Below are 12,260 nucleotides of genomic sequence, written 5' to 3' on the forward strand. Positions count from 1 at the left end.
GCCGCCACCGCCACCGCCACCGCCACCGCCACCGCCCCCGCCACCGCCACCGCCACCCCCGCCACCTCCCCCCCCGCCGCCGCCGCCGCCGCCGCCGACGAATTTCATGACACTCGAATATTTTCAGTCAGATGGGCCGAGCGTTCACCGTGCGATCACTGCTTATCAGGCAGGTGCTACCGGGCGAGGCGCAACCGTTGGTGTGATCGATTCAGGGATTGATCCTAATAGCCACGAGTTCGCTGGCCGCATTCATGCACAGTCAGGCGACGTAACGGGTGCGGGTAGGCCACTTGGTGATGACGACGGGCACGGTACTGCGGTAACGCGGGTCATTGCAGCCGCCAAAGATGATCGCGATGTACATGGCATTGCCTTTAATGCGACAATATTGGCGCTTCGGGCGGATCAGGCGGGAAGCTGTACCACGGCAGCCCCCGGCCAAGATGCGGCTTCATGTTCCTTTCTGGACACATCCATTGCAGCCGGGGTCGACCGCGCGGTCGACAATGGCGCGCGTGTTATTAACATTTCCCTCGGCGGTGGGGGCGGTGCGAGTACGGTACTACAGGCTGCTATAAATCGCGCGACCTTAGCCGGAATCGTGGTCGTTGTATCCGCTGGTAATGAGGGCAATGAAGCTGCGCCTGCCTTTGACCCGAACAGCCCAAGCCCCTTTGCGCAAGCTCTTTTGGCCAACGGAAACGGGCTTGTTATCATTTCGACATCTGTCGATGACAATGATGTCATATCCAAGTTTAGTAACAAGGCGGGTGTCGCGCAAAATGCAGTGTTGTCCGCATTGGGGCAAGGCATTTGCTGCGAATACCAAAACGACACCATCTATCGTTTCGTCGAGAATGGCCAGACGCTTGTTAGAGTTTTCAACGGTACATCATTTTCTGCGCCACAGATTTCCGGAGCTGCAGCTTTGTTGGCGCAAGCCTTTCCCAATCTCACGGGCGCACAGATTGTAAGTCTGCTCTTGTCATCAGCGCGCGATGCGGGCGACCCCGGCACCGACGCAATTTACGGACGCGGCATATTGGATATTGGGCGCGCCTTTGCGCCCTCCGGAACGACCTCATTGGCGGGCACAACAATAGCCGTACCGCTTTCGGGTGATGGTGGCACAACAAGTGGCCCGATGGGTGATGTCGCGATGTCCAATCGTCCCGTGAATGCGGTGATCCTGGATAGCTATGGCCGTGCATATGATATCGACCTTGCGCATGGATTGAATGCCACTGCGCCCCGGTTAAGGTTAACGCCTGCGCTTATCCATCAGGACCGGGCGGTCAGCGCGGTTCTTGGCACAACCCAAATTGCATTTTCGATCAGCGACAGCGGCGTTGGCTCAGCCAGCATATTACCGCTCGCGCTTTCGGACGGGCAAGCGCGACAAGCGCGGTTGTTGGCAGGCCGGGTGAGCGCAGATATTAGCAAAGATACCCGCTTTAGCTTGGGCATCCGGCAAACGGCCGCCCATCAGGTTGTGGCCTTGCAAGATATGGCCAGCAGCGCCTTTTTGACCGCTGGTGAGGCGCGGATGGAGGGCGGCTTTGAGCGCCAGCCGGGCAATTCCTTTGCCCTGCGACAGAAATTGGGTGCTTTCGGACTGACGGGTAGCGTCGAACATGGCGACGCCCGTCTGTATCAAGGCGCCGGCGACGAATATCTCCGCCGCGGTACACGCGAATATCCCTATGCAGCATTAGGGCTGTCGCTGGATCGTAAGATCGGGCCGGCCAGACTGGCGCTGGGTGCTAATTGGATGCGGGAGGATGAAACGATCCTTGGTGCCCGCTTTGCCAACTTCATCGGCCGCAGCGGTGCGCGCAGCCTGTTCGTCGACGGCAATATGGAAGCGACCTTGGGACAGGGCTGGTCCATCGGCACCAGTTGGCGGCAAGGGTGGACCTATGCCAATGCGGGGTCGACATTGACGGGACAAAGCCTGCTGAAGAGCAACGCATTTTCCTTTGACGTCACACGGGCCAACGCATTTGCCTATGGCGACCGGCTGGCGTTTCGGTTGGCCCAACCGCTGCGCGTCACCAGCGGCGGCCTCGCGCTGAATGTGCCTGTTGCCTATGATTATGCCACGCTTACGCCGACATTCGGCATCAGACGCTTCAGCCTTGCCCCGCAAGGGCGCGAGATCGCGAGCGAGATTGTGTGGATATTGCCAATAAGCGGCGGCTATGTCTCGTCAAACCTGTTCTGGCGACAGGAGCCGGGGCATTTTGAAAGTGCGCCGGATGACATCGGCGTGGCGTTCCGGCTGCAGTTCGGTTTTTAAACGGTAAAGCTTTCGCCGCAGCCACAACTGCCGGTGGCGTTAGGATTATTGAAGACAAAGCCAGCGGCGAATTCATCTTCGACCCAATCCATGATGGATCCGACGAGATAAAGCACCGAGCCGCCATCGATATAGAGCACGCCGCCCGGCGTTTCGATTTTTTCATCAAAAGCGATGGCTTCGGACACATAGTCGACCGAGTACGCAAGGCCCGAACAGCCCCGACGCGGCGTGGATAGCTTTACGCCAATCGCGCCTTCGGGTGCCTTGGACATCAGCTCGGCAATCCGCGCTTCCGACGCGGGCGTCAGGATGACTGCAGCGGGGCGAACGCGGGTCTTTACATCGGTCATAACATTCCAAGCTCCAGACGGGCTTCATCGGTCATATTGGCGGGCGACCATGCAGGTTCCCAGACCAAATTTACTTCAGCATCACCAATGCCCGGCACCGCGCCAACGCGCAGTTCAACTTCTCCCGGCATGGATTCCGCCACCGGGCAATGCGGGGTCGTCAGTGTCATCGATACGAGCGCATGGCCGTCATTGATCTCGACATTGTAAATCAGGCCAAGGTCATAAATGTTCACCGGAATTTCCGGGTCGTAAATTTCCTTAAGCGCGGCAATGACCGCTTCGTATAAATCGCCGTCGGGTTCGCCCGGTGATGGCGCAGCAGGTTTCTGCGCGAGAAAGCCCTCCAGATAATCCTTCTTACGGGCCAAAGTCTCGCCAGGCGTTTCGACGGCGTTTTCCACGCGCGCACGGGGCGGCTTTTCGACGCTATCAACTTCTTCTATCCGGATGTTCTCGTTCATCCAAAAATCCTTTTCACCCGTTCCAGCCCGCGCACCAGCGCTGCGACATCATGTTCGTCATTATAAATACCAAAGCTCGCCCGCGCGGTCGCGGGGATGCCCAGATGGTCCATCAGCGGTTGTGCGCAGTGATGGCCGGCACGAATCGCGACATTTTCTTCGTCCAATATCGTGCCGATGTCGTGCGGATGGATGCCCTCCATGCTGAAGGACACGATGCCAGCGGACTTTTCCGGACCGTATAAGGTGACCGAATTGATACCGCGCAAAGCATCGCGCGTTTGCGCCGCGAGCGCGCTTTCATGCGCAAATATCGCCTCGGGACCAAAGCTGTCGATAAAGTCGATCGCGGCGTGCAGGCCGATTACCTCGATAATCATCGGGGTGCCCGCCTCAAAACGCGATGGCGCCGGGGCGTAAGTCGTCTTCTCAAAGGTCACACGATCAATCATCGCACCGCCGCCCTGCCATGGCGGCATGGAATCCAGCGTTTCCGCCTTTGCCCACAACACGCCAACGCCGGTTGGGCCATATAATTTGTGGCCGGACATGACGTAAAAGTCGCAGTCCAGCTCGGCCATGTTCAGCCGCATACGCGGTGCGGCCTGACAGCCATCGAGCATGAGCTTGGCACCAACAGCATGTGCAGCCTTGGCCGCACGCTTTACGCCAAGGACCGACCCAAGCACATTGGACACATGCGCGAGCGCGACGAGCTTGTGCTGTGCAGTCAGGTTCGCTTCCAGCCAGTCGAGGTCAATCAGGCCGTCGCCGGTCAGTGGGCAGACGTCGATATGCGCGCCGACCTTTTCCGCGAGCATCTGCCACGGCACGATATTGCTGTGATGCTCCAACTGGCTGAGCATGATGCGGTCGCCAGCGGTCAGATTGGCGGGGCCCCAGCTTTGTGCGACCAAATTGATGCCCTCGGTCGCGCCGCGCACGAACACGACTTCGTTCGGTGATGCTGCGCCGATGAACCGCGCCACGCGCTCACGCGCCGCCTCAAACGCGACGGTCATATTGGCCGAGCGGGCATAGACGCCGCGGTGGACGGTGGCATAATCGGCGCCACCGGCACGCATCATCGCGTCGAGCACGACCTGCGGTTTTTGCGCCGTCGCGGCGGTGTCGAGATAATGCCAGTTGTTCGCAAGGCCGGGGAATTGGTCACGAAGGGCGGTGGTGGTCACACCAAATCCCCCAATTTGGCCAACGCCGTTTCGGTCAGCGCCTCTTCATCGGCCGCGCCTTCAAACACGCCCGCGACAAAGGCCTGCAACATCAGCTTCTTTGCCTCGGCAGGGGTAATGCCGCGCGCTTGCAGATAGAAAAGTCCCATGGCGTCCAACTCGCCAATCGCGCAGCCATGCGCGCATTTGACGTCGTCGGCATAAATTTCGAGTTCGGGCTTGGCGTTGGCGGTCGCGCTGCGGTCCAGCAGCATCGCTTTGACGGACTGTACGCTGTCGGTTTGCTGGGCATCGCGTGCCACGGCTACTTTGCCGAGATAGGTGCCGGTCGCTGTACCCGCCAAGACGGAGCGGACAATCTGCGATGATGTCGCGCCGGGTTCGGCATGGGTAACGGTGGTGATGACCTCAAGCGTTTGCGTGCCGCCACCAATTTGCACCGCGCCAAGTTTGAAATCAGCACCCTCGTGCAGTGTGACGTTCAACTCCACCCGCCCATAATCGCCGCCTGTATTCAGCACATGGATGGCGGCGGCGGCGCCTTTGCCAATCGCGATGTCCAATTGATGAATCGAGCCGCCGTCTTGAATGATGGTCCGCGCAAAGGCTCCACCCGCAGGTACGATGATGCTTTCGGGTGCAGGCAATGGCCACGCCGCCTCGACGGCGGCAATGTCGCTGTAGCGCCATGCTTCATTGTGGCGGGTTGGCGCGGACATGCTCAAGCCGCCAATTCCTTATATCCGTCACGCTCCAGCTCAAGCGCGAGGTCGGCACCGCCGGTCCGCGTGATGCGGCCATCGGCGAGGACATGGACAAAGTCGGGTTTCACATAATCGAGCAGCCGCTGATAATGGGTGATCAGCAGCACAGCCTTGTCCGGCTTGCGCATGATGCGGTTGATGCCATCGCCCACTGTGCGCAGCGCGTCGATGTCGAGGCCGCTGTCGGTTTCATCAAGGATCGCGAGCGCCGGGTCGATGATACCCATCTGCACCATTTCGTTGCGCTTCTTCTCGCCGCCGGAAAAGCCGACATTCACGGGACGCTTAAGCATCTCCATATCCATGCCAAGCGCGCCTGCCTGTTCGCGTGCGACCTTCAGGAATTCACCACCGGTCAGCGGCGCCTCACCGCGATATTTGCGCTGCGCATTGAGCGCCTCGCGCAGGAACTGGACGTTCGACACGCCGGGAATTTCGACCGGATATTGAAAGCCCAAGAACAGACCTGCGGCGGCGCGCTCATGTGGTTCGAGGGCGAGCAGGTCGATAGGCTCCTGTGTGCCCCGGCGAAGGCCGGGGTCCAGTGCGGCCCCCGGGTCGTCTGTTTGAGGTTCTGGACCCCGGCCTTCGCCGGGGAGCACGGGTGGCGTAAAGGTCACCGAACCCTCGGTCACCTCATAACCGGGGCGACCCGAAAGCACATAGCCCAGCGTCGATTTTCCCGCGCCGTTCGGTCCCATGATCGCATGGATCTCGCCCGCGTTCAGCGAGAGCGTGAGGCCCTTAAGGATAGGCTTGTCGCCAACATTGGCGTGGAGGTTATTTATCTGGAGCATATGACGTCTGTTTTTCCGTTAAATCGTTTTGCGTTGGAGAGGCGAAAATGCCTCACCCCACGCTCCCCTCAAGGCTGATGCCCAACAACTTCTGCGCCTCAACCGCGAATTCCATCGGCAGTTGCTGCAGCACTTCTTTGGCAAAGCCGTTGACGATCAGCGCGACCGCTTCTTCGGCATTCAGGCCGCGGGCCATTGCGTAGAACATCTGGTCGTCCGAAATCTTGCTCGTCGTCGCCTCATGCTCGATCTGCGCGCTTGGGTTGCGGACCTCGATATAGGGGACGGTGTGTGCGCCGCTCAAAGACCCGAGCAGCAGCGAGTCACATTGGGTGAAGTTGCGCACGCCTTCGGCATTGGGCGCAACGCGCACAAGTCCGCGATAGGTGTTGTTGCTGTGTCCGGCGCTGATGCCCTTGCTGACGATGGTCGAGCGCGAACCCTTACCATTGTGGATCATCTTGGTGCCGGTGTCGGCCTGCTGGTGATTGTTGGTCACCGCGACCGAGTAAAATTCGCCGACGCTGTTTTCGCCGTTCAATACGCAGCTTGGATATTTCCATGTCACCGCGCTGCCGGTTTCCACCTGGGTCCAGCTCACCTTGCTGTTCCGTCCCTGACACAATGCGCGCTTGGTCACGAAATTATAGATGCCGCCTTTGCCTTCCGCGTCGCCGGGATACCAGTTTTGCACGGTCGAATATTTGATTTCGGCATCGTCCAGGGCGACCAGTTCGACCACGGCGGCGTGCAGCTGGTTTTCGTCGCGCATTGGCGCGGTGCAGCCTTCGAGGTAGCTGACATAGCTGCCCTTGTCGGCGACGATTAATGTCCGTTCGAACTGCCCCGTATTTTCCGCGTTGATACGGAAATAGGTGGACAGCTCCATCGGGCAGCGCACGCCTTCGGGGATGTAGACGAACGTCCCGTCGGAAAAGACGGCGCAATTCAGCGTGGCGAAATAATTGTCGTGCATCGGCACAATCTTGCCGAGATATTTGCGGACGAGATCAGGATATTCCTTAATCGCTTCCGAAATGCTGCGGAAAATAACGCCAGCCCGCTCCAATTCGGCGCGGAAGGTTGTGGCGACCGACACGCTGTCAAACACGGCATCAACCGCGACGCGGCGTTGAGGCAAGCCACCATCTTCGCCGCCTTCGACACCGGCGAGCAACTTCTGCTCGGCAATCGGAATGCCCAGCTTTTCGTAAACGCGCAGGATTTCGGGATCGACCTCATCCAGTGAATTCAGCTTCGGCTTCGCCTTGGGCGCGGCATAATAATAGGCGTCCTGATAATCGATCGGCGGGACATTGAGCTTGGCCCAATCCGGCGCTTCCATCGTTTTCCACATGGCAAAGGCCTTAAGCCGCCATTCGAGCATCCATTCAGGCTCATTCTTTTTTGCCGAAATGAAGCGGACGGTATCTTCGTTCAGGCCCTTTGGCGCGAAATCGGTTTCGATGTCCGACGACCAGCCATGCTCGTAATCAGCAACCTTTTCGGCGGCGTCCCATGCTGCCTTGTCTTTGATTTCAATATCGTCGGTCATCGCGTCAGTCCTGCCAAATTGATTTGCGCAAGCGCACCGCGCACAGCGTTGTTGACGGCGGGCCAATGCGATTGGACGTGGCAGCTGCCTTCTTTCGCGCAATGCTGACCCAAGGCGTGTTTATGCGTATCGCAGCACGCGGTCATCGCAATTGGGCCTTCGACGGCCTCAATAATATCCGCCAGGTTGATGGCCGCAGCAGGACGGGCAAGCGTGATGCCACCCCCCGTGCCACGTGCCGAACGCAAAAGGCCCGCCTTGGTCAACATGCTCACCAGCTTTTGAGTCGTGGGCAGCGCAAGGCCAGTTTCGGTCGCAAGGTCCGTCGCAGATACGCGCGCAGAGCCGCAATGGCGCGAAGCCGCGCTCATAACCACCACTGCATAATCTGCCATATTCGACAAACGCATAACAACGTCCCTAATCAGATAAATTTACTCCGATTGGGGGCAGATGGTCCCTTTATCCGCGGAAATCAACCCAGAAAGGATAAGATATCGCGGTAGTTTTCCTTGCCCAGCCGCATGCGCTTTTAAACATTCACGATATTTTTTGGGGTTAAGCCGCGTTATTTCCGTAATTTGCCGGCGACGTAGCTTTCCAATCTCTGTGTTTCTTCAGCAGAAAAACGCAGGCCCAGCTTACTGCGCCGCCACAATATGTCGCTTGCGGAGCGCGCCCATTCCTGGGCGATCAAATAGTCGACTTCGCGCGCATATAGCCCATGGCCAAAATGCGTGCCGAGATCTGTGATGGCGTGTGCATCGGCCAGAATCGCTCGCGTCAGCGTCCCATAGCTGCGCACCCAGCGATGGGTGAGGGACGCAGGCAGAAACGGGTATGCGCGCCGCAGTTCATCCGCCAATTCATCGGCACCATCGGTCGGAAAATCGCCACCGGGAAGCGGCTTTTGGAGCGTCCAGCTTCGCCCATCGAGAATAGGCATAGTTCCGGCGAGCTTTTTGACGGCGCTTTCGGCCAAGTGGCGGTATGTTGTAATCTTTCCGCCGAAGACAGATAGGATCGGCGCTTGCCCGTCGGCATCAACGTCGACTTCAAAATGGTAACCGCGCGATGCGGTTTCGGGCTTGCCCGACCCGTCATCGACCAGCGGACGAACACCGGCATAGCTATATATGACGTCCGCTGCCGTGATGGCTTGTTTGAAATAGGCGCCAGCAGATTCGCAGATATAATCGATTTCTTCGGGCGTCGCGATAATGTCGTTGAGCGAACCTTTGTGATCGGCATCGGTCGTGCCGATCAGGGTGAAGTCATCCTCATACGGAATGGCGAAGAATATCCGGCCATCGGGATTTTGGCAGAAATAAGCCTGCGGCGTATCGAACATTTTGCGCACAACGATATGTGACCCGCGCACAAGCCGGATGGTTTCGGCTGCATTGCGTTGACGCCCGGTGGTGCGCGCAAGCAGTTCAAGCACTGCTGGCCCTGCCGCGTTGGCAACGGCGCGCGCCTGTATAGGCGGCTGGCCTGCAATTTCGATATGCCAGATGCCGTCGCGTCGTTCGATGTGCGTGACTTCGCAATGCGTGCGGATTTCTGCGCCATGTTGCGCTGCGTCCATGGCGTTAAAGATCACCAGTCGCGCGTCATCGACCCAGCAATCGGAATATTCGAACGCAGTTGTGAATTGGGGCTTCAGCGGCTTACCGGCGGGTTCAGACGCAAGCTTTACGGTGCGGGTCGCGGGGAGCAGTTTGCGGCCGCCAATATGGTCATATAAAAACAGGCCCAAGCGGACGAGCCACGCGGGCCGAATGCCCTTTTGATGCGGCAGGATGAAGCGCAGCGGCCAAATGATGTGCGGCGCAATGGCCCACAACCGCTCGCGCTCAATCAACGATTCCCGCACCAGCGCGAATTCATAATGCTCAAGATAGCGCAGCCCGCCGTGAATAAGTTTTGTCGATGCAGAGGATGTGCCGCGCGCAAGATCACCGCGCTCGAGCAAGACCACCTTTGCGCCTCGCCCCGCGGCGTCGCGCGCAATGCCCGCACCGTTTATGCCGCCGCCGATTACGGCGAGGTCAAAAATTGGCTGGCTCATAAAAATCCCCAAGCAAAGGTCGCCGCGGCGAAGAAAGCGGTCAAGGTGGCGAGCATCACGGGCAGCATCGCTTTCCAGCCTTGCCCGAGTAACAGATCAAGCCGTGACCGCATAGCGGTTGCGGTAACGGCGAACAAGAGCATCGCCTTGGATGCCAGCAGGCCATATTCGGCCACCCATTTCGGCGCGTCGACAAACGAGTTGACGGCAACCACCGCGAAAAACGCGATGATGAACCACGGCAGTTTCAACTTCGCCGCAAGGCTTTTCGATTGGCCAATGCCCGAGCCGATGGCGAGGCCAATGAGCGCCACTGCGGGGGCCAGCAAGGCCACGCGCGACAGCTTTACGATGGTAGCCGTTTCACCGGCGGATTGGGAAAAACTATAACCACCGCCCAGCGACTGCGCGACGTCATGTATCGCAGCGCCCATCAGGAAACCCGCCTGACGATCCGTGAAGGCAAGCTGCGCCGCGATGAGGGGGTAAAAGGACATGGCGATAGCACTGGCGAGCGAAACGCCCACCAACGTCAGCGTGAATTGGTTCTGGTTCAGCCGCTCGCGGCCAATAACGGCGTAGATGGCCAAGGCCGCGGATGCGCCACAAATCGCCGTTGCGCCGCCCGCAAGCCAGCCTGCATAATTGCTTTGCCCAGATAGTCGCGCGCCGAACAGGCCCGCACCCATCACCAGCGCCATGATGCACACCAACCCCAGAAAGGCGAGTGCACCCAATCCGCCAATCTGCATGACGGTGACCTGGGTCCCCAGCAGAACGATGCCCCACCGCAAACAAGAAGTGCCGCAGAAATCGAGGCCCGGGTGGACCTTTTGCTCAGCCGATATAAAATTGAGCGCCAGACCAAGCAGAAGCCCGGCCAATATGACGGGCATGGCATAATGTTCAGAGAACCAAGTCGCTGCGACCGACGCGATACCGACGATAGCAAGGCCCGGGAACAATGCGCCGATCATCAATCGTTTGCGCGGCGCCGGATGGTCCTCGGCAAGATAGGTCTCGCCATACAGGTCAGCGATATAATTCGCGTTTATGTCTTGCGGTGTCATATGGCCTTCTATAGGCAGATGCATCAGAAGTTCCAGCATAAAGCGGGATGAACTATACGCCAAGTGGACACAGTCATGCGCAGGGGTGAAGCGAAGTGAAGCCTATCACACCAACATTGCGATGGATCCTTTTCGGATTGTTATGTGTCGCGGGTATCTTCAATGCGATGGATCGGCCGGTCATTGCGATCCTTAAGCCTGACATATCCGCTGATCTCGGCTGGAGCGATACGGATTTTGCCAATCTGGCTTTTGTAACGCAGGTTGCGGCTGCACTGTCATTTTTGTTCACTGGCTGGCTGGTGGACAAATTGGGCGTGTTGCGATCGATGGTAGCGGGTGTGACGACCTGGAGCCTTGCGGCCATGGCACATGGGTGGGCGATTGCCGGATGGCATGTTGTCGCCGCGCGCATCGGGCTTGGTGCGACCGAGGCGGTGCAGACACCGCTGACCATCAAGACTGTTGCGACCTTGTTCCCAGCAGACAAACGGTCGTTTGCTTTTGGGGTAGGCACGGCAATTGCGGGCCTTGGTACAATTGCCATGCCCTTTTTCATTCCCGTGATCGCGGCCATCTGGGGGTGGCGAGGCGCGCTTATCTTTGGGGGCATCGGTGGCTTTGTCACGCTTGCGTTATGGCTGTGGTTCGCACGCGGCGTAAAATTTGATGATCAGGCTGAAGATGCCAATCGCGACTTTTCCGATGGCGGCGCGCCATATGGGCCGATATTATTTGAACGGCGTACGTGGGCGATTGTCATCGCGAAGGCGCTGTCCGATGCAACATGGTGGCTCATAAATTTCTGGCTACCCGATTTTTATCGCAAGGAATTCGGCCTTACGACCAGCGAACTCGCAATACCTTTGGCCATCGCTTTTTTTGGCTCGGGCGCGGGGGCATTGTTCGCAGGCTGGCTGTCGACACGACTTTTGGAAGCTGGCTGGAGCGTCAACCGCGTACGCAAGACAATCATGCTGGGTTCTGCCGCGATCGTCGTGCCGCTGCCGTTCGTACTTACGCTGGATTCATTCTGGCCAGTGGCGATCATGATGGGCGTCGTCATGGCCGGACATCAGGGTTTTTCCCTGTCGATATTTTCCATCATTACCGATGTTGTGCCGCGCGCAAAGGTTGGCCGCGTAACGGCCTTTGGGGCTTTTATGGGGAATATGGGCGGCGCCCTGATCCAATTGGTGACTGGCGCTGTTTTGGCGGCGGGGCTTGGCTACACCCCTTTATTTATCTTTGCGGCTGTTTCTTATCTGCTGGCATTAGGCTGGCTGCACCTGTTGCTGCCGCATATCCGCCGCGCGGAAGGCGGGGTTGAACCCGCCCCCGCTTGATACCGGGGCGGCTTAGCCAGCCTTCGCTAGGCCTTCTGCGTCCACAATTGCTTGCAGTTCGCCCGCTTCGTACATTTCCATCATGATGTCCGAACCACCGAGGAACTCGCCCTTGACGTACAGCTGCGGGATTGTTGGCCAATCGCTATAATCTTTGATGCCTGCACGGATTTCCATATCCTGCAAGACGTCGACGCTTTCATAGGCGACATTCAGATGGTCTAGAATGGCGATCGCCTTGCTGGAAAATCCGCACTGCGGAAACAATGGCGAACCTTTCATGAAAAGGACGACATCATTGCCTTTGACGATCTCATCGATCCGTTCGTTAACGCTCATTTCAAT

The 12,260-nt window shown here is 58.4% G+C and carries 12 protein-coding genes; 2 read left to right on the plus strand and 10 right to left on the minus strand.

Features of this window, described 5'->3' with window-relative positions; genetic code table 11:
* Positions 1-106: 106 nt before the first annotated feature.
* A complete protein-coding gene (locus ACIQ5B_RS03015) occupies positions 107-2,302 on the plus strand; it encodes a S8 family peptidase (RefSeq protein WP_397597731.1) in 2,196 nt (731 codons plus the stop codon).
* Here ACIQ5B_RS03015 and ACIQ5B_RS03020 read toward each other — a convergent pair.
* The 9 genes from ACIQ5B_RS03020 to ACIQ5B_RS03060 all read right to left on the minus strand — a co-directional run bounded on the left by ACIQ5B_RS03020 (position 2,299) and on the right by ACIQ5B_RS03060 (position 10,569).
* A complete protein-coding gene (locus tag ACIQ5B_RS03020; protein WP_183939052.1) occupies positions 2,299-2,655 on the minus strand; it encodes an iron-sulfur cluster assembly accessory protein in 357 nt (118 codons plus the stop codon). The genes ACIQ5B_RS03015 and ACIQ5B_RS03020 overlap by 4 nt on opposite strands.
* On the minus strand, positions 2,652-3,119 hold the full coding sequence (locus ACIQ5B_RS03025) for an SUF system Fe-S cluster assembly protein (protein ID WP_306064587.1): 468 nt from the start codon (positions 3,117-3,119) through the stop codon (positions 2,652-2,654). The genes ACIQ5B_RS03020 and ACIQ5B_RS03025 overlap by 4 nt, the downstream gene beginning before the upstream one ends.
* The gene (locus tag ACIQ5B_RS03030; RefSeq protein WP_397597732.1) at positions 3,116-4,312 is read right to left on the minus strand and encodes an aminotransferase class V-fold PLP-dependent enzyme; all 1,197 of its coding nucleotides are present in this window, start codon (positions 4,310-4,312) and stop codon (positions 3,116-3,118) included. Before ACIQ5B_RS03030 ends, ACIQ5B_RS03025 begins: the two co-directional genes overlap by 4 nt.
* Positions 4,309-5,031, minus strand: a complete 723-nt coding sequence (locus ACIQ5B_RS03035) for a SufD family Fe-S cluster assembly protein (protein ID WP_397597733.1) — start codon at positions 5,029-5,031, stop codon at positions 4,309-4,311. Before ACIQ5B_RS03035 ends, ACIQ5B_RS03030 begins: the two co-directional genes overlap by 4 nt.
* Positions 5,032-5,033: 2 nt before the next feature.
* Positions 5,034-5,873 carry a Fe-S cluster assembly ATPase SufC gene (gene sufC / locus ACIQ5B_RS03040; protein ID WP_397597734.1) on the minus strand — a complete coding sequence of 280 codons (840 nt, stop codon included), beginning with the start codon at positions 5,871-5,873 and terminating at the stop codon, positions 5,034-5,036.
* Positions 5,874-5,925: 52 nt separating this feature from the next.
* Positions 5,926-7,428: a Fe-S cluster assembly protein SufB gene (gene sufB, locus ACIQ5B_RS03045; protein ID WP_183939061.1), complete on the minus strand. Its 1,503-nt coding sequence runs from the start codon at positions 7,426-7,428 to the stop codon at positions 5,926-5,928.
* On the minus strand, positions 7,425-7,838 hold the full coding sequence (locus tag ACIQ5B_RS03050) for an SUF system Fe-S cluster assembly regulator (protein WP_397597735.1): 414 nt from the start codon (positions 7,836-7,838) through the stop codon (positions 7,425-7,427). The genes sufB and ACIQ5B_RS03050 overlap by 4 nt, the downstream gene beginning before the upstream one ends.
* Before the next feature lie 158 nt (positions 7,839-7,996).
* Positions 7,997-9,499 (minus strand): glycerol-3-phosphate dehydrogenase, encoded by a 1,503-nt coding sequence (locus ACIQ5B_RS03055; protein WP_397597736.1) that lies wholly within the window; start codon positions 9,497-9,499, stop codon positions 7,997-7,999.
* The gene (locus ACIQ5B_RS03060) at positions 9,496-10,569 is read right to left on the minus strand and encodes a YeiH family protein (protein ID WP_397597737.1); all 1,074 of its coding nucleotides are present in this window, start codon (positions 10,567-10,569) and stop codon (positions 9,496-9,498) included. Before ACIQ5B_RS03060 ends, ACIQ5B_RS03055 begins: the two co-directional genes overlap by 4 nt.
* Positions 10,570-10,664: 95 nt before the next feature.
* On the opposite strand from ACIQ5B_RS03060, the gene ACIQ5B_RS03065 reads away from it, so the two are divergent.
* Entirely contained in the window at positions 10,665-11,915 is a 1,251-nt protein-coding gene (locus ACIQ5B_RS03065; RefSeq protein ID WP_397597738.1) for an MFS transporter, read from the plus strand.
* A 12-nt stretch (positions 11,916-11,927) separates the two neighbouring features.
* On the opposite strand, the gene grxD is transcribed toward ACIQ5B_RS03065, so the two are convergent.
* Positions 11,928-12,260, minus strand: coding sequence for a Grx4 family monothiol glutaredoxin (gene grxD, locus ACIQ5B_RS03070; RefSeq protein ID WP_395629040.1), 333 nt, complete (start codon positions 12,258-12,260; stop codon positions 11,928-11,930).

The sequence above is a fragment of the Sphingorhabdus sp. genome, assembly GCF_044374345.1.
Classification (GTDB): domain Bacteria; phylum Pseudomonadota; class Alphaproteobacteria; order Sphingomonadales; family Sphingomonadaceae; genus Sphingorhabdus_B.